The sequence below is a fragment of the Labilithrix luteola genome (assembly GCF_001263205.1).
GTDB lineage: Bacteria > Myxococcota_A > Polyangia > Polyangiales > Polyangiaceae > Labilithrix > Labilithrix luteola.
Genome location: NZ_CP012333.1, coordinates 11,158,284 through 11,175,514, shown reverse-complemented (window position 1 = coordinate 11,175,514; position 17,231 = coordinate 11,158,284). Strand labels below are relative to the sequence as shown.

Here is a 17,231-nt window from a genome sequence, read left to right as displayed (position 1 = left end):
ACGGAGCACGGAGGAGCGGGATGATCAACAACGTTCGAGGCGTCGAAACGAGCGCGGGCCTGGGCAGCGCACGTTTGGCGCCGCCCAAGCCCGCTAGCGTTCGGTTGCGTTCAGTTGCCGGTGCCGGTGAGCAACGTCGTCGCCTGCGCGTTCGTGCTCGCGATGGTCGCGGAGAGCATCGCTGCGCGGAGGCCCGTTCCAGCAGGCGAGAAGCCCACGTTCACGACGAACGTATCTCCCGGCTGGAGCGTGACCGGCAGCCCGGACGACGGCGCCATCGCGAAGTCGCCGATGTGGCTGCCGCTGAGGCCGAGCGCCGTGATCGTCTGGGGCACGTTGCTCGCGTTCGTGTACGTCACCAGCTGAGGCGAGGACGAGGTGAAGACTTGCTGGTTGCCGAAATCGAGCTGCTTTGACGTCGTGATCGTCGGCGACGGAATCGTGAAGATCAGCGCGTTCGCGAACAGCCTGGCTCCGCTGCTCGCCGGGTCCCATCCGGACGAGTACGATGTCGTCGAAGCGCCCGAGCCATTGATTTCGACCACGGTGTGCCCGTTGATCACGCCTCGCACGACCGCGGGAATGCCGTCGGAGTACGACGCCACGATGACCGGGTTGTTCTTGTTGAAGCTCGACGCTGGCAGGTGATACGCCGACGAGGTGGAGGGGTAACCGAAGGAGGTTACGCCAGCCATGAGCGGGCTCGCGGGCTCGTTGATCGTGCCGAGCGTCACGGGAGTCTTCACCCAGTTGCTCGAGGGGACCGGCGTCGAGAGTGTGTAGTCCGTCTGGTAACGGCCGGTGAGTGCATACGTCCCCGTCTCCTGCGACTCGTAGTCGGCGAGGACCACGCCGCCGCCTGCCTCGAGGTACTGCGCGAGGTTGTCGCCGAACGCCGAGGCCACCGACGAATAGGTCCAGGCCACGATCGCGTCGTACGTCTTCATCGTCGCGAGAGTGGGCGTGGAGGTGCTGCTGACGCTGACGAAATCGACTGCAGAGAACAGCTTGGTCGCGACGAGCTTTGCCTGAAGATCCGGCCCCTGCGTCGAAGCAGCCGCCATGACGGCGACCTTCGGCAGGGCCGAGCCCGTCAGGCTACCGCCCGCACCGCCCGTGCCTTGCGTGATCCCCATACACGTGCCGCCGGCGCAGACCTGGTTCGCGCCACATGCGTTGCCGCACGCACCGCAGTTCAAGCTGTTCGTCGACAAGTTCGCGCAGCCCGTACCGCACGCGGACTCGCCCGGGTTGCAAACGCACACGCTGTTTTTGCACGTTCTGCCCGACGTGCAGGCATTGCCACACGCACCGCAGTGGCTCGCGTTGCTCGACGTGTCGACGCAGACACCGCTGCAACCGGTCGTGCCGACGCCGCATACCTCGCCCGTGCCGGTCCCCGCGCTCGCGCAGACGCCGTTCGAGCATCGCTCACCGGAATCGCACGCGGTTCCGCAGCTTCCGCAGTTGAACGAATCGCTCTTCGTGTCGACACACTTCGAATCGCACTTGGTGGTGCCGCCAACACACGTCAGCGAGCACGTGCCGTTCGAACACACGGTGCCGCCGGTGCACGCGGTCCCGCAGGCGCCACAGTTGGAAGGATCGTTCGTCGTGTTGGCACACTTGGACCCGCACTTGGTCGTGCCGCCGGCACACGACAGGGTGCACGCGCCGTTCGAGCAGACCTGACCACTCGGACACGCGTTCCCGCATGTGCCGCAGTTGGCCGGGTCGGTGACCGTATCCGCGCACTTGCTTCCGCACTTCGTGGTTCCGCCCGCGCACTTCAACGAGCACGTGCCGTTCGAACATGCCTGGCCGTTCGTGCATGAATTTCCGCAGGCGCCGCAGTTTGCCGGATCGGCGGCCGTGTCGACGCACCTGTTCCCGCACTTCTTCGTCCCGCCGACGCACGAGAGCGAGCACGCTCCGTTCGAGCAGACTTGACCGCTCGCACATTCGAGCAAGCACCCTCCGCAGTTGGCCGGGTCGACTGCCGTGTCCGCGCACTTGCCACCGCACTTGGTGCTGCCGCCAAGGCATGTCACCGAGCAGGTTCCGTGCGAGCAGACCTTGCCTTCGGGACATGCATTCCCGCACGCACCGCAGTTGGCCGGGTCGTTCTCCGTCTCTACGCACTTGCCTCCGCACTCGGCGGTGCCGGCGCCACAGCTCGGAGCACATGCACCGTTCGAGCAGAGCTCGCCCTTGCCACACGCCTTGCCGCATGCTCCGCAGTTGGCGTTATCGAGCTTCGTATCGATGCACTTCGACCCGCATTGCGTGGTGCCACCGCTGCACGACGGTGCGCACTTGCCAGCACTGCACACCTCGCCCCCGGTGCACGCGGTTCCACACGCTCCGCAGTTGGCGCTGTCGACTCGCGTGTCAACGCACGCCCCTTCGCAGTTCGTCGTACTTCCGGTGCACGAGAGGACGCACTTGCCGTCGTTGCATGCTTCGCCGCTGGAGCACGACTTGCCACACGCTCCGCAGTTGGCGCGGTTGGCACCGACGTCGACGCAAACCCCCGAACAGAGCTCCTGTCCAACTTGGCAATCGGGAATATTCGAAGGCCCGTCACTGCCACTACATCCCCACGCGATAACCGCGGCGACAAGCGCGCAAGCCGCGAGAACCACGCGATGCCGAGTCATCGTTATAGCCATGTTTTGAATTCTGCCTTCGTCGAATGTCGACGAATCCATTTGTTGAAACTTATGCCGTCAGACTCTCGAGCGTGAGCGATCGACGAAGATTGGCTGAGCACGTCCGGCGAGCGGCACCCTGAGGTTCGCCAAGCCCGCCGCTCCGTGCGTCGCCGGAACGTGGGTCAGCTCACTGAAGCTTGTCCGTCTTGAGGTTCAGCATGATCGTGCCGTCTCCGGCGCTGGTGCTGGAGCCCCAGAGCGCGGTGAATACGACGATCTTGCCGTTCGGCGGGATCGTGACGTTCGGGACGCCAGCGAGCAGGGAGCTCGTGTCGCTCGCATTCCCGCAGAGGTTGATGGGAGTCGTCCCGCTGCAAGAGTCGGTCACCGTACCGGTGCACTGGCCGCGTTCGGCGTCGGACATCGGCAGCGCCTCACCCTTGTAGTACCAAATGACCGTATCGACATCGGCGCCCGTCGTCGGCGACTTCGAGTTGAACACGGTGAGCGTCGCCGTCTGCGACGTCGGGTTCGCCACCTCGACGGGGAACGAACGGACGTTGGTGGTCGTTAGGCCGTTGCACGAGGTGTTTGGCTTCGGGGCCGTGTCGTCCGGGAACCTGTACTGCTGTTTCACGATGGTGCCGACCGTGGCGGAGATCGTCATCTTGTTCGGAGCCGTGGGGACAGCGCAGGCGACGGTATAGGGGTCCCACGAGCACGCCGTCCCGCACGCTCGGTTCTTGTATCCGCCGGTCGGACACCCCGCCTGCGTGTACTCGACGGTTCCCGGCGTGCAGCTCGAGGGGGGCTGCCCGGTGCACGATCCCCATCCGCACGTGTTCGAGCACGTCTGGGTCCCGCAGTTTCCGCACGCCTGTGTCGCGCCAGGCAGACACTCTCCTGCTTCGTTCTGGCATGGGCCGTAATCGGTCCAAACGAGCTCCCCGTAGACTTCCTGACAGATGGCCGTCTGCTTGCCGCACATTCCGCAGCTCCGCGCGGCGATCTGATCGACCGTGGTGCAGGGGGTCCACGGGGTGGGCGGGGGAGCGCCGGCATCCTTGGCTACGGTACCGCCCGCGTCTTTGCCCGCATCATTGCCGGCGTCTTTGGCAGCGTCTTTGCCCGCATCTTTGGGGCCTGAGTCCTGGGCGGATGCGTCCGTGCTTGGCGGAAGGACGGTGGACGACTCAGGCTCGGTCGCGTCCTCCCCACTGTCCGCGAGATCGAGCTCGAGACCGTCGGGCTCGACGCCGCCGCCGTCAGCGCTGCACCCGATCACCGCGTACGCGCCGACGAGACCAGCAATGGCGAATCCAACCAGACCAGACCTTCTCGAACGCATAATCTCGCTCCTTACTACCCACTACGGATTCCCACTGCAGCGGAGGGCCTGCAGCAATGTGACGGCTGGTCGATCGGCGAGGCGAAGGGACGGGGTGCGCGCCTCTATCCCGCCGCAAACTGTCAATCGTTCGGACTCATTGGACTTGGCAGAAGCCGGCGAGAGCGTCGATTTCGACATCGTCGCCCGTCTCCGGCGTCGGCTCCCGACAGATGACCGCGTAGCGCGCACGATTGGATTTGAAGACAGCGACGCGATACTCGAAGACGTCCTCTGTCGTGAGCGAAAGCTGCTGGAGGAACTCGAGCTCCTCGAGCGTCGGCCCGACGAAGATGGCCACCTTCCAGCCCGTGCCGCAGCCGGTCTCGACGCCCGGCGTGCACGAGTGCCCGCACGCGCCATGCGTCGGCCGCATCTTCATGATGAACGACGAAAGCAGGATGTCGTCGCCGAACTCGACACCGATGCAGCCGTTCACGGCACGCCCTGCGAGCTCGTGCGTCGCGGAACCGGCGCTCGCGATCGCGGCGAACTTGCCGTCCTCGTCGAGGACGTTGCCGACCGCGCACGCCCTGCCTCCGCCTTCGCTCGATGTCATGTCGAACGCGCCAATGGGAAGCGTGACCTCGCCCGGCACGCAGGGCTGCGCCGTCCGCTGGACGACAACCGCATCCCCGTCAGGCGAGGGGGAGGGCGAGGGCGCGGCGGTCGTCGTGCAGGCAGCGACGACCGCCGAAAGTGCGAGTGCCAATGTGAAATGGGGACTGCGAATCACTTGCGAGTCTTGTTATTTCGTCGGGGGCGTCGGCGGATCTTCGATCTTCTGCACGCACGACGACAGGTCGAAGAAGAGGAACTCGAGCGCCTTCTGCTGGCCGCTCAGCCCGCCCGCGCTGATCGAGCAACCCGAGATGCTCGACGGGCCTCCATTGCCCGTGACGTGGACATCGCTGAAGACCGCGCGCCCGCACTGCTCGTCCTCGGGGACGTCGACGGGCGTATTGAAGCTCAAGAACTTCGGGGCAGACGGCCTCGAGATCCATGTGGTCGCGGGACTGTTCACGCGCGTTATCGATCCCGTCGCGTCGGTCAGCGGGACCTTGCCGAGGGTGGACGAGCCGCCTGTCTCGACGAGCCAGCGGGCGAGCATGTCACCATTGGGGAAGTCCATGTTGACGTTGTAGTCACCGGAGCTCGAATCGCTGCTTCCCCAACTCGCGATTTGGCGGAAGTCGTACGAGGGTGAATACCTGAACCAGCTGTAATGAAAGTGCGTCGCGAACACGCGGCCGCCCGCATTCAGATAATCGTACATCGACCCGCGCGCTCCCTGCGCGCTGCCGCCCTTGTTCGGCAGGTTCTCGCCGCATTCGCAGGAGAGGAGCACCATGTCGTATTTCTTGAGCTGCTCGGCGTCGTTCCAGAAGGACTGAGCCGGTGCGCCCATCTCGCCCAACTCACCCTTGAACACGTGCACGTGGCCTGATCCGCCGTGGCCTTGGACGAACTCGTTGTCGTCGACTCCGATCCCGCGGAGCAGGCACTCGAGCGCGTCGCAGCCACCCGTCGAGACGGCGATTTGAGGCATATCGCCTTCGGAGCCGTTCCTCGGGAGCTTGAGTGTGCGGTCGGAGACCTTGTTTTCGTCACACGCGTTCTTGACTTCGATCTCGAACTTTCGGCGCCACTTGCCGACCTGGATGACGACGGGGACGTTCTTGTCGACCGGAACGTTCTCGAGGGTAAACTCCCCCTTCTCGTTCGTGATGGCGCTCCTCAGGGGGTTCACGACGACGCTGGCGCAGGTCTCGCACGCGACCCCGTCGACGGTGGTGTCGGCCAGGGGCGGAAGCTCTTCTCCGGGCTCCAGCTTCGGGATGTAGACCTGCACGTTGTAGAGCGGGTTCGCTCCCGCCGGATCGTAGACCTTGCCCACGAGCGTGGTGGTGGGACCTTCGCCGCAATCGGCCACCTTGCAGTCGAGCCGATCGCATAGGGGGGCGTTGGCGTCCTCCACGAAGGTCCCGCTGCTGGGGTCCGTGCCAGCCTCCGGGGCCCGGGCGTCGCTGCTATTGACGTCGCCGCGGAACGTCGCTCGTGACGAGTTGCTGCTACAGGCGACGAAGAAACCAATCAGCGCGAGAGGCGCGACGAACGCGGTTGCGTGGCGCATATGGAAATCCTCCTAACTACAGTTTTGTTGGATACCGCTCGACGATTGGTTTCGGAGCAGTGGGATGAGACAGGACGCCTGATTGTCAATCAGGGGCAGTTTTGATAGCGGCGTCTTGCAGCGCCGGGGGGCTCCGCCTGATTCCCAATCAGGACGGCGCGGTACACGGTATGGGGGACCCGACGCGACGGGGAGATATCGCGTCGGTCGCCATCACGCGTGACTAGAAGGTCGCGAGCTGGGCGGTGGTCGCAACGGCGGTTCCGCCGTTACCGATCTGCCCGTACTGGCCGTCACCCCAGCACTTCACCTGGTTATCGACGTCGATGACACAAGCATGCTGGTAGCCGCACACCAGCTTGGTCGCGGCCGTGATGCCGCCGACAAGCTTCGGTACGTTCGCCGACGAGGGGGTCGTGCTGCCGATGCCGAGCTGCCCGTAATTGTTGCGGCCCCAGCACGCGACGCGACCGTCCGAGAGTCGCGCGCAGCTGATGCCATATCCGGTGCAGACCTCGGCGACGCCCGAGAGCTGGCCGGCCCCGTCGATGCCGGAGACCGTGGCTGGAGACGTGACGTTCGATGCGCTGCTTCCGCCCGCCCCGTTTCCGATTTCGCCGTTCGTGTTCTGGCCCCAGCACTTGGCCGTGCCGTCCGTCATGGCGGCGCACGTGTGGTAGTAGCCAGGCGCGACCGACGCGACTCCGCTGGCGATCGCGAGGGTGGGCGTGCTTCGGTTGGTGGTCGTTCCGTCGCCGATCATCCCGTTGGTGTTGTAGCCCCAGCAGTACGCCGAGCCGTCGCCCTTGCGAGCGCAGACGGTGTAGTAGCCCAGGCCAAGCTGTTTGGCGTCCGTGAGGCCGGTGACGGCGACGGGCGTCTTCGAATCCGTCGTGAGTCCGTTGCCGAGCTGCCCGTAGTAGTTGTAGCCCCAGCACTTCGCGGAGCCGTCCGCGAACACGCCGCAGCCGTTCGAGTAGCCGACGACCATCTGCTTGACGTTTGCCTCGAACCCGTTGGGCGTCACGCCGGTCGACGAGGTGGTCGTCGAGCCGTCGCCGAACGTGTACGAGCTGCTGATGCTCCCCCAGCACTTCGCGCTGCCGTTCCCGAAGGCCGCGCACGCGAAGCCGTTCGTCGACGAAGTACCGCCACCCGCCTGGACCGAGACGATGTCACCGAACGACCCCGGCGATATCTTGCGCTTGTCGTCGGTGTCGGGGCCACCGAGCTGACCGGCGGTATTGCGCCCCCAACCGTACAGCGCGCCGTCGCTTCCGCGGATGTACGTCGAGTAGCTGTACCCGCCCGCGAAGAGATCAACGGGTGTGGGAAGGCTGCACGTGAGTGCATAGCCCGACCATTGGCACGTGCCATCGCACGTTCGACTCTTCCAGCCACCCTGAGGGCAACCCGCCACCGTGCGGTCGACGGTTCCGGGCGAGCAGTGATTCGCGGGTTGGCTCGCGCATGTTCCCCAGCCGCAGGTGTTCGAGCACGTCTGGGTACCGCAGTCCCCACACGCCTTCGTCGCGCCGGGAATGCACTCACCAACCTCGTTGAGGCACGGGCCGTAATCGCTCCACGTGAGGGTCCCGTTGACGTCGGACTGACAAATGGCCTGCTGCTTGCCGCACATTCCGCACGTGCGCGATGTCATCTGATCGACGGTGGTGCAAGAAGCACCCGGGTCGGGTGCAGGTCCCGCGTCCTTTCCGGCGTCCTTCCCTGTGGAGGCGTCGTTCCCGGCGTCCTTTCCGGCGTCCTTTCCGGCGTCCTTCCCTGTGGAGGCGTCGCGATCGTCGCTCGGACCGGGAAGCCGCGTCGAGTTGTCCTCCTCCTGCTGCGGCGCGCTGCTGTCCACGGACAGGGTCTCCGACGGCAGATCGCTGCCACCGTCCGCGCCACATCCCACCGCTACGAACGATCCAAGGAGACTCGTAACAGCAACGCCGACCAGACCGGACCTACTGAAAAGCATACGGTGACCGCTCCTCTCCCTTTCGCGAATGCGGCGGAGAAAATCGCCTATCGCAAAGGGATTGAACCAACCAAGGTGACACTGGCGCGATTGACGATTGGCACTCCTCAATCGTCGATGACGCTTTACAAAAAACGATGAGGTGTCGCACCCGACCCGGACGTTGCCGAGGGGTGAGCCAATTGCCGATTCAATCTTTTGGGTTCGCGTCCTTTACGAACGCGACCCGCTGAATTCGTAACTGCACGACGTCGATTCGTCGGCAGTCCGATACGAGGCGTGGGTCGCTGCTAGAACTGGGCGACGACCGTCTCGTGCGATCGAGCCACGGTCGTCACGCCGACCAGGGCCTCGGTGTGCACATGAATGTTCGACTCTGTGTCCGCTGCGCAGGGGCAACTGCCATCGTGTTGCGCCGCCCCATAACCATCGCAATCACCGGCAACGCGCGCCCGCGATCACTCAGAATGATTTTTTCTTACGTTTGGTCGCACAACGTAGGTATGCCTTGCCTCGCGCAGGCACAGGCTGCGCACTCGAGGAGCCAGCGGCCGAGCTCTCGATGCGGGCAGGGGAGCGTCGGCGCGAGCGATCTTCGCACCGAAGATCAGAGCCGCGAGCGCAGCAAGAGAGGCTCGCCGCCTCGTCCTGGACTGCGCTCGAGACACTACTTTCGCTTCGGGGGCGCGGGCTTGCCGGCTCCGACTTTCTCAGCGGCGGCAGCAACGTCGGGGTTCGCGAAGCCGGCTTGCGCGATCGACTTCACGTAGTCGGCCCCATGACGCGCATCCTTCGTTGCGCCGTAAGCGGCGGCGGCGATGATGCGCGAGGGCATCGGCGAGAGCGGCGGAGGCGGATCCTCTTGCGCGATCGACGCACGGGCCTCTTCGACTTTGCCGTTCGAAGCGACCGCGTACGCGCGGAGCCACTTGGCGAGCGGTCCGCCGACGTTCGGGTACGTCTTGAAGAGCACCACGGCGTCGTGAGCCTTGCCTGCAGCGATCAGGCTGAAGACGCGCTCGGTCAGCGTGCGCAGAGTGACCGTGCCCTCGAGCGCGGCGCGGCTGTATTTGTCGGCGTCTTCGAGCTTGCCCTGGTAACGGGCAAGTCGCGCAAGGCGAAGCGCACGAAGCGGGCGCGAATCGCCTGCCCATTGCGCGGCGATCTTGGCCGCCGTGTCGAGGTCGCCGGTGTCGAGAGCCGCGTCCATCGCGACGAGATCGGCCCACGGGAAGTCGTCGTCGGCCATGGCAACGGCCTTGTCGCCGAGCAGCCCCGCGGGATTTCCGCCGAGCAAGGCCTGCCCACGGACGAGCGGCACGAGGAACGGCCGCTTCTTCACATCGTCGGGCACGGCTTCGAGTGCGCGAGACATGCGCTCGCCGTCGAGCTTTTCGTACGCTACTGCCGCCGTCACCACGGCAACGTCGGGAGACGCAGGAGGCAGCTCTTCGGCAGCCTTGAGCGCTTCGTCGAGACGGGCACCGAGGAGCGCGACACGCGCCGCGAGCACGCGTGCCGGCGGATACACCGCCGAGTAGGAGACCGCCGCGAGGGCCGCCTTGCGCGCGAGCGCTTCGTCGCCCGTGGTGAGCGCAATGCCGCCGAGCCAAGAGGCGATGCCTGGCGTGTCGCTGACGGCGAGGCCCTTGGTGAGCGCCGTCTTGGCTTCGTCGATCTTGTGCGTCTCGAGCGCCAGAAGCGCGCGCGCTGCGTACGGAACCGCCTTGAGCGGCATCGGCAGCGCGTCGGGCTTGTCGCTGACTTCCTTGGCCTCCGCCGGCGGCTCGCCGCGTGCAGGATTGCGCGCCCAGGCGAGCGTGACGAGCGCCGCGCCTTCGGGCCTCGTCGGGTACTTCGTACGGAACTCCTTGGCGACCTCGCTCGCCTTCTCCGCATCGCCGTCGACGGCGCTGGTGCGCACGAGGAGCATCTGCGCCGCGAGGACCGAGGGGTCGAGCTTCGTCGCGGCGGCGTAGCGATCGACGGCACGTGCGTCGCCCGCGCGCTCGAACGTGGCGCCGGCGACGAGCTGGAACCATGCATCGTCGCTCGCGACGCTGTCCCACTTGGCAACGGCGGCGGCGGCACCTGCCGTGTCGCCCTGGAAAAGGAACGACGCGACGTTGGCGAAGGCGAGCTGCTTCTCCGGGATGCCGACTTCCTTCGCGCGCTGCACGGAATCTTCGAAGGCGACGTTCTCGCCGCCCTTCAACAAGCCGAGCATCGCGCGCTCGTGCACCCACGTGAGCGCGGCGTGGGGCGACCGGGATTCGAGATCGAACGCCTGGCCGAGACGCTGCTCGACGGACTCGAGGAGCGTCGTGTTGCTCGCAGCGAGATCGGCGTCGACCTGCGCGAGCATCGCCTCCGCCTCGACGTGCTGCTTCGCCCGCTTGTCCTTCACGTAGTAGTAGGCGCCTGTGGCGCCTCCCACGGTGACCGCGGCGAGCGTGATGAGCGAAATCAGGCTGCCGATGCGGCGCCTCCCGCGCTCGGGCGCGGCCCATGCCCCGACGGGACTCACGGCGCCGTCCGGTTCGTAGACGCCGGCGATTTGCAGGGCCTCGAGGACGTCACGCGGCTCCGGCACGCGACCGTGGCTCGAAGGCGCCGGCGGCCTCTGCGGAAGGAGCTTCGGATTGACGGGAAGCTCGGGCAAGACCGGCTTCGCGGCGCGCATCAGCGTCGAGGAAGGCGGTCCTCCGCCGAACGCCGCCGTTCCGCCTCCGAGTGGTGCCGCGTGAGCGCCGAAATCGGGTTGGGGAAGGCCGACACCGGCTGTCTGGCCGAGGCCGAAGAGACCGTCGTCGAGGGGGCGCGTTCGGTTGGCGGGAGGCGGGGCCGGCGCACGACCGGCGGCTGGCAGTGCCAGGCCTGCCTTGCTCAGCGCCGCGCGTACCTCGTCTTGCCCACGAATCTGCGTCTCGAGCTCGTCGGCGTCGGGCGCTTCGTGCGCTCCGCTCTCGATCATCTGCGCGAGCTCGTGCGCGACGGCCATCATGCCCGACGAACGCTGCGTGGTGAGCAGCGTCCGAGCATGGGTGAGCCACGTCTGCGCCTGCGCGCTCCCGCCGATCTGCACGGCGCGCTCGAGGACCTTCTCCGCGCGCTCGGCGTCGCCGCGTCGAAGGAGGACTTCGCCGAGCCAACGGAAGACCTCACCGTCGCGCGGAGCGAGACGACCCGCCGAGATGAGCACCTGCTGAGCGTCTTCGAGGCGCCCCGTGTCGGTGTACATGCGAGCGGCAGCCACGAGGGCTGGAACGTCGAGTTGCCGGGCGGCATGGTTGCCAACGATGTCGACGAGGTCCAAACGCCTCGATCCGCGCAAGGCGTCGCAAAGGGCCGCCGTGCGAGACGCGTCCGGATTTTCCTGCCAACGGGCGTAGAGAACGTCGATCGACTCGAACATCGACTCGCGACCAGAGTAACGAATTTCGACGGAATGTGGCGACTCAGGCGCAAGGGCCGCGTTTTGCCCCGTACGGCCGGCCCTTTCGACCGTCGACCTGACATCCGGTCGGTGGGTGACTGCCGCCCACATCGCCCACATCGCGCACCGTGCCCACGCGAGGAGCGGTCGTTGTGCGACGGCCCCGACCCGGGCGACACTCCACTTCCGGTTTTGAAGTCCCCGTTCAGGAGGAATGTATGAGCGACGCGACGTTCGAGCACAGCCAGCGGTTCGAGCTCGGTGAGGTTACGGGCAACGTCCGACTCGGCAAGCTCGAGGCGATGTACGAGGAGCTCTTCGCGGAGGTGATCGAAGACGGGATCATCACGCAGGAGGAGCGGACGCAGCTCGACAAGATGGCCGACAGCCTTGGCCTCGATCGCGCGCGTCTTCGCCGCCTGGAGTCCGCGCTGCAAGCCGCCTACGAGGCGCGCCACCGCGTGGTCATCAAGGACCTCTCGATGGACGACGCCCCGCCGCCGATGTCCATCTCGCCGTTCGAACCGGCGACCGACCATCGCACGCTCGCCCTCGAACGCCGCGTGAAGTTCCTCGAGGGGCGTATCGCCGAGCTCGAACGTGAGCTCGAAGAGGCGCGCGCCCACATCGCGGTGGAAGTCGATCTCTCGGACGTGGCTCCGGCGGCCCCGGCGGCCGCGTCCGTGCCCGACGAAGATCCGACGGAGCTCGCGCGCCGCGTTCGTCACGATCCGCGCGACGATGCGAGTCTGCACGCGCTGTTCCGTCTCTCGAAGAAGGCGGGCGACGTCGATCGCCAGTGGTGCGTGGCCCACGTGCTCTCGTTCCTCGGCGCGGCGAACGCCGAAGAGCAGGAGGTCTACGGCAAGCACAAGGAAGCTGCGCTCATCCGTCCGAACGCGTCGCTCACGCTCGAGGCGTGGCGCCGTCTCCTCTTCCACCCGGAAGAAGAAACGCTCGTGGGCGAGATCTTCTCGGTCGTCGTGTCGGCCGTTCTGCTCGGGCGCGTCTCGGCCCTACGTCGTGACAAGCAGCTCGTGAAGCTCGATCCGGCGCGCAAGCAGGATCCGGAGAAAACCACGATTCAGGCCGTCCGCTGCTTCCATTGGGCAGCGGCTATCCTCGGCATGCACTCGCCGGCGCTCTTCGCCGATCCGGACTTCGACGGGCTCGTCGAGATGGTGCCCGGCGTACCGCCGTCGTCGCGCATCGGCGCGCAGGCGCTGTCGGGGCGCTCCGCCGCGGAGCTCGCGTTCCTCGCGGGACGTCATCTCGCCAACTACCGCGAAGAGCACTTCGTGAAGCTCATCGTGCCGACGGCACGAGGCCTCGAAGACGTCTTCCTCGCAGCGCTCTCGATCGGCAACCCCGGTCTTCCGATGAGCCCGCAGGTGAAGCAGCTCGTCGTTCCGATCGCCCAGGCCATCGAGCCGATCCTCGAGCCGCAGGCGGTCGACCGTCTGCGCGGCCACTTCCTGCGCTTCGTCGAAGAAGGCGGGCGCACGAATCTCCAGCGCTGGAGCGACGCTGCGTCGCGCACGTGCGCGCGCGCCGGGCTTCTGCTCGCCAACGATCTCAAGGCGGCGCATCAGGTCATCTCGCTCGAGGACACGGCGCACGCCGACGAGAAGATGAACGACCTAATGAGTTTCGTGGTCTCCGACCGCTACACGAAGCTTCGCCGTCAGATCGGCATCGCCGTGGGCTGACGTCGCAGCGACGTCATGGATGCTCGTGACGTCGTCACGTCGAAGTTGCCTCCGCCGGGGCTGCTCGCGCGCTGCCAGGAGTGGTAGACCGAGCAGCCCAACGCAGGAGGGACGATCATGATCCGAAAGAGCACGGCGGTCTGGAAAGGCGATGGACTCCACGGCAAAGGCGCTCTGACCACGCAGAGCGGAGTCTTCAAAGACCAGCCTTACTCGTTCAATACGCGCTTCCAGAGCGAAGACGGCAAAGCGGGCACCAACCCCGAAGAGCTCGTCGGCGCCGCGCATGCGGGCTGCTTCGCCATGGCGCTCGGATTCGCCCTCACGGACGCGGGCAACGTGGCCGACGAGCTGCGCGTGACGGCGAGCGTCGACCTCCAGAAGGACGGCGAAGGCTTCAGCATCAAGCACATCACGCTCGATCTCGAAGCCAAGGTCCCCGGCATCGACGCGGCGAAGTTCCAGACCATCGCCGAGGCGGCGAAGAAGAACTGCCCGCTCTCGAAGGCGCTCGCGTCTACGCCGATGACGCTCAACGCGAAGCTCGTCTGACGAGCGCACGTTCGCAGTCGCGGAGAGTCGAGAGCTCCGCGACTGCGCCCGTCACCTAGGCGATTCAGTTTTCGAGCAGCGCGACGGTTCCGACGCCGCCGTCGGCGCAGACACTCACGATGGCGCGCGAGCCCTTCGGCAAGGCCGAGAGCTCCTTGATGGCCTGGCTGAGAATGCGCGCGCCCGTGGCCCCGAACGGATGACCGAGCGCAACGCTGCCGCCGTTCGGATTGATGCGTTCGCGCGGAACGGTGCCGAGCGACGCGTCGACCTTCGCCTTGTCCTTCACGAACTCGGCCGAGTCGAGCGCCTTGAGCTGGTAGAGCACCTGCGAGCTGAAGGCCTCGTGGATCTCCCAGAGCGCGATGTCCTCGTATTTGAGGCCGTTCCGCGCGAGGAGACGAGGAATGCTGTAGGCCGGCGCCATGAGCAGCCCTTCGTTCTGGATGTCGACCGCCCCGAAGTCGAAGTCGACGAGGCGCGCGCGCGGAATCGACGAGGGGAGACGTGTGAGCCCCACGTCGGTCGCGACCCAGACGGCGGCGGCACCGTCGGTGAGGGGCGAGGAGTTGCCCGCGGTGATGGTGCCGTGCCCGCTCGTCCTGTCGAACGCCGGCGAGAGGCGACCGAGTGCCTCGAGCGAGGTGTTGCGTCGAGGGAATGTGTCGACGTCGACGCCATCGACGGGGACGATGAGATCCTTGAAGAAGCCGCGATCCTGACCGGCGACGGCACGCTGATGGCTCTCGAGCGCCTGGACGTCTTGGTCGACGCGACCGATCTCCCACTGCTTGGCCGTCTCTTCGGAGTGCTCGCCCATGCTCTTGCCGGTCGAGCGGTTCTTGATCGACTGCAGCTGGAGATGAATGTCGTGCGTGGGAATGTCACGCGCGACCTCGGCGCGCTGCTTCCAGTCCTTGGCCTGCGAGAGGTGGCGTAGCCAATCGGAGAGCGGCTGAGTGAGGCCAGCCTGGATGTGCGTCATGCTCTCGGCGCCGCCGGCGAGTGCGAGCTCGAAGGCGCCTCGACCGAGGATGCCGGCCAGATCGAAGGCGGCCATCATGCTGGTCGAGCACTGCATGACGACGGTGAACGTCGGCACCGTCGGATCGAGCTTCGCCTCGAGCCACGTCTCGCGTGCGAGGTTGCTGTAGCCGAGGTTCGGGATGACGCTGCCCCATGCGGCGGCGTCGATGCGGCCGCTCACTTGCTCCGCCATCGCCTGCAAGACAGGGACGCCGAGGGCGATCGCGTCTCGTTTCGCCAGGCCTCCGTCGACCTTCGTAAAGGGGGTACGCACGCCCGCAGCAAGCCAGATGGGTTTCGTCATGACTCGTCTCCCGCCTTTGATGCGAAGACGAGTATGGCGACCACGGGGCGCGCGCAAGGAGGAAGGCCTGCGTGTGAGACCGTGATCGCAAGACGTTCGATGCCGCTCGGGATGGCCCGGCTGCGCCGACGTGATTCGGGCCGCTCATCCTTACGGACGCTTTGCGGGATCCGTGGCGTTGCGCAAAGATGCGCAACCTGCGCGGCCGTTGCCGCATCGGTGAGATGGTGTCGTTTCGTGCGTCACCCTCTCTTTGTTCGCGACGCCGACGCCGAGAGCGTGAGGTCGCGGGGATGACGCTCGACGAAATGATGTTCGCTGTCGTGAAGTGGGCTTGCCGATGAGTGGGGCCGGGTCGATGCGCGCGCGTGTGCGCAAGCTGCTTCTGATCGCCCCGTTCGTTCTTTACATGGCGTATTCGGCGCTGCGTCACGATCTGCGCCCCGAGCACGTGCTGCTCGCGGTCGTGGCCGTCGTGCTCGTGTTTGCGCACGACAGAACGCGGCAGATCTTCGAGGGGCTCCTTCCGCTCGGGCTCGTCGGCGTGCTCTACGACGCGATGCGGCCGTACCAGCAGCTCGGGCTCTCGGTGGAGCGCGTCCATTTGTGCGACCTACGCGCGCTCGAGCTGCGCTTCTTCGGCATCACGGTCGGCGACCAGCGGATGACGCTCCACGACTGGTTCTTCGTGCACCACACCCCGGCGGTGGACCTCTACTGCGCGATTCCCTACGCGACCTTCGTTCTCGTCACCGTTGCCTGCGGCATCTTCCTCTACGTGAAGGATCGGCCGGCGATGTTTCGGCTGGCTTGGGGGTTCTTCCTGCTGAACCTCCTCGGCTTCACGACGTACCACCTGCTTCCGGCCGCGCCGCCCTGGTACTTTCACTCGCACGGCTGCGTGGTGGATCTCGCGACGCACGCGAGTGAAGGGCCGGCGCTGATGCGCGTGGATCATATGCTCGGCGTCGCGTACTTCCACGGCATGTACGGCAAAGCGGCGAGCGTGTTCGGCGCGCTCCCTTCGCTCCACTGCGCGTACCCGCTGCTCGTGCTGCTGACGGGCTGGAAGGCCTTCGGTTGGAAGCTGCGCGCGGCTTCGGCCTTCTACTATGTGTCGATGGTGTTCTCGGCCATCTACCTCGATCACCACTGGGTGATCGATGCGCTGCTGGGCAGCTCGTACGCGGCACTCGTGACGGCGCTCATGGCGATCGCTCAGCGAGTGTTCGTGCGCACGCCTGCCCAGCGCGCTCCGGAGCTTGCGTCGGGTCTCCTCGAATCGGAGACCTGAACGCTCACTTCTTGGGGGCAGCCTTCGTCGGCTTGTCGCCCTTGCCGCCCGCGCCGGCGCCCGTCGAGGCGGGCTTGTCGTGCCTTTCGCTCAATACGTCGCTCGCACCCGCGCCGTCCGACGGGTTCGTCGTGAGCGCCGCGACGATGAGGATCGCGCGCTTCGCATCACCGACGCCTTCGGCTTTGCCGAGCGGCTTCGCCTTGCCGTCCGCGCCGGTCAGCGTGATCGCGCCGTCGCTTCCGATCGTGAGCTTGCCGCCGTTGTTGCCGAGCGAGAGATCGTCGCCCGAGAACGAGCCGAAGCTCGTGCCGGCCGGCGTGATGATCGAGTTGTCGGCCATGAGGCTCATCGCGGGCTTGCCCTTGAAGGAGACCTCCGAGCCGGCGAGCTTCGCGAACGGCTTGCCGTCCTGCGTGACGTTGCCGTCGGCCGCGAGCTCGATCACGCTCTTCTTCTTGTCCTTGCCGACCGGCTCGAGCGTGAGCTTCACGCTCGACGCGGGGAGCTTGAGCGACGGCGTTGCAGGAGCGGCGGGAGCCGTTGCTGCTTCGCCTTCCTTGGCCGGCGGGGCAGGCATGTCTTCCTTGCCGGCCGATGCGCCTTCCGCGGTCGCCGAGGTGTTCTCGGGTGCCTTGGCAGGTTGATCCGAACCACCGCAAGCGATGCTTCCGAGCGAGAGTCCAGAGACGAGAAGGGCCGAAATCAGGCCGATGCGAACGTTGTGCATGGGCGCCGTCATACCTGTGCTCGC

12 protein-coding genes are annotated in these 17,231 nt (G+C 66.2%); 3 read left to right on the top strand and 9 right to left on the bottom strand.

Translation table 11 applies throughout. From position 1 onward, the window contains the following. Positions 1–110: 110 nt before the first annotated feature. The 6 genes from AKJ09_RS48095 to AKJ09_RS48070 form a co-directional block, all read right to left on the bottom strand. On the bottom strand, positions 111–2,660 hold the full coding sequence (locus tag AKJ09_RS48095) for an MXAN_6577-like cysteine-rich protein (RefSeq protein WP_169928548.1): 2,550 nt from the start codon (positions 2,658–2,660) through the stop codon (positions 111–113). A 181-nt stretch (positions 2,661–2,841) separates the two neighbouring features. Next, complete coding sequence (locus AKJ09_RS48090) at positions 2,842–4,002, bottom strand: hypothetical protein (protein ID WP_146654590.1); 1,161 nt, start codon at positions 4,000–4,002, stop codon at positions 2,842–2,844. A gap of 136 nt (positions 4,003–4,138) precedes the next feature. Next, the gene (locus AKJ09_RS48085; protein WP_146654589.1) at positions 4,139–4,777 is read right to left on the bottom strand and encodes a hypothetical protein; all 639 of its coding nucleotides are present in this window, start codon (positions 4,775–4,777) and stop codon (positions 4,139–4,141) included. A gap of 12 nt (positions 4,778–4,789) precedes the next feature. Next, the gene (locus tag AKJ09_RS48080; protein ID WP_146654588.1) at positions 4,790–6,175 is read right to left on the bottom strand and encodes a carboxypeptidase-like regulatory domain-containing protein; all 1,386 of its coding nucleotides are present in this window, start codon (positions 6,173–6,175) and stop codon (positions 4,790–4,792) included. Positions 6,176–6,398: 223 nt separating this feature from the next. Then, on the bottom strand, positions 6,399–8,156 hold the full coding sequence (locus tag AKJ09_RS48075) for an RCC1 domain-containing protein (protein WP_146654587.1): 1,758 nt from the start codon (positions 8,154–8,156) through the stop codon (positions 6,399–6,401). Positions 8,157–8,823: 667 nt separating this feature from the next. Then, positions 8,824–11,571 (bottom strand): tetratricopeptide repeat protein, encoded by a 2,748-nt coding sequence (locus AKJ09_RS48070; RefSeq protein WP_146654586.1) that lies wholly within the window; start codon positions 11,569–11,571, stop codon positions 8,824–8,826. Positions 11,572–11,810: 239 nt separating this feature from the next. Between AKJ09_RS48070 and AKJ09_RS48065 the strand changes: the two genes are divergently transcribed. After that, on the top strand, positions 11,811–13,301 hold the full coding sequence (locus AKJ09_RS48065; protein WP_146654585.1) for a hypothetical protein: 1,491 nt from the start codon (positions 11,811–11,813) through the stop codon (positions 13,299–13,301). Here AKJ09_RS48065 and AKJ09_RS54585 read toward each other — a convergent pair. Continuing rightward, complete coding sequence (locus AKJ09_RS54585; protein WP_205633986.1) at positions 13,277–13,420, bottom strand: hypothetical protein; 144 nt, start codon at positions 13,418–13,420, stop codon at positions 13,277–13,279. The two genes, AKJ09_RS48065 and AKJ09_RS54585, sit on opposite strands and share 25 nt — an antisense overlap. Between AKJ09_RS54585 and AKJ09_RS48060 the strand changes: the two genes are divergently transcribed. Beyond that, positions 13,419–13,853: an OsmC family protein gene (locus tag AKJ09_RS48060; RefSeq protein ID WP_146654584.1), complete on the top strand. Its 435-nt coding sequence runs from the start codon at positions 13,419–13,421 to the stop codon at positions 13,851–13,853. The two genes, AKJ09_RS54585 and AKJ09_RS48060, sit on opposite strands and share 2 nt — an antisense overlap. A 64-nt stretch (positions 13,854–13,917) precedes the next feature. On the opposite strand, the gene AKJ09_RS48055 is transcribed toward AKJ09_RS48060, so the two are convergent. Then, positions 13,918–15,183, bottom strand: a complete 1,266-nt coding sequence (locus AKJ09_RS48055) for a thiolase family protein (RefSeq protein WP_146654583.1) — start codon at positions 15,181–15,183, stop codon at positions 13,918–13,920. Positions 15,184–15,523: 340 nt separating this feature from the next. Between AKJ09_RS48055 and AKJ09_RS48050 the strand changes: the two genes are divergently transcribed. Beyond that, positions 15,524–16,477, top strand: coding sequence for a phosphatase PAP2 family protein (locus AKJ09_RS48050; RefSeq protein ID WP_146654582.1), 954 nt, complete (start codon positions 15,524–15,526; stop codon positions 16,475–16,477). Positions 16,478–16,481: 4 nt separating this feature from the next. Here AKJ09_RS48050 and AKJ09_RS48045 read toward each other — a convergent pair whose 3' ends face one another. Next, positions 16,482–17,207 (bottom strand): hypothetical protein, encoded by a 726-nt coding sequence (locus tag AKJ09_RS48045; protein WP_146654581.1) that lies wholly within the window; start codon positions 17,205–17,207, stop codon positions 16,482–16,484. Between the last annotated feature and the right edge of the window lie 24 nt (positions 17,208–17,231).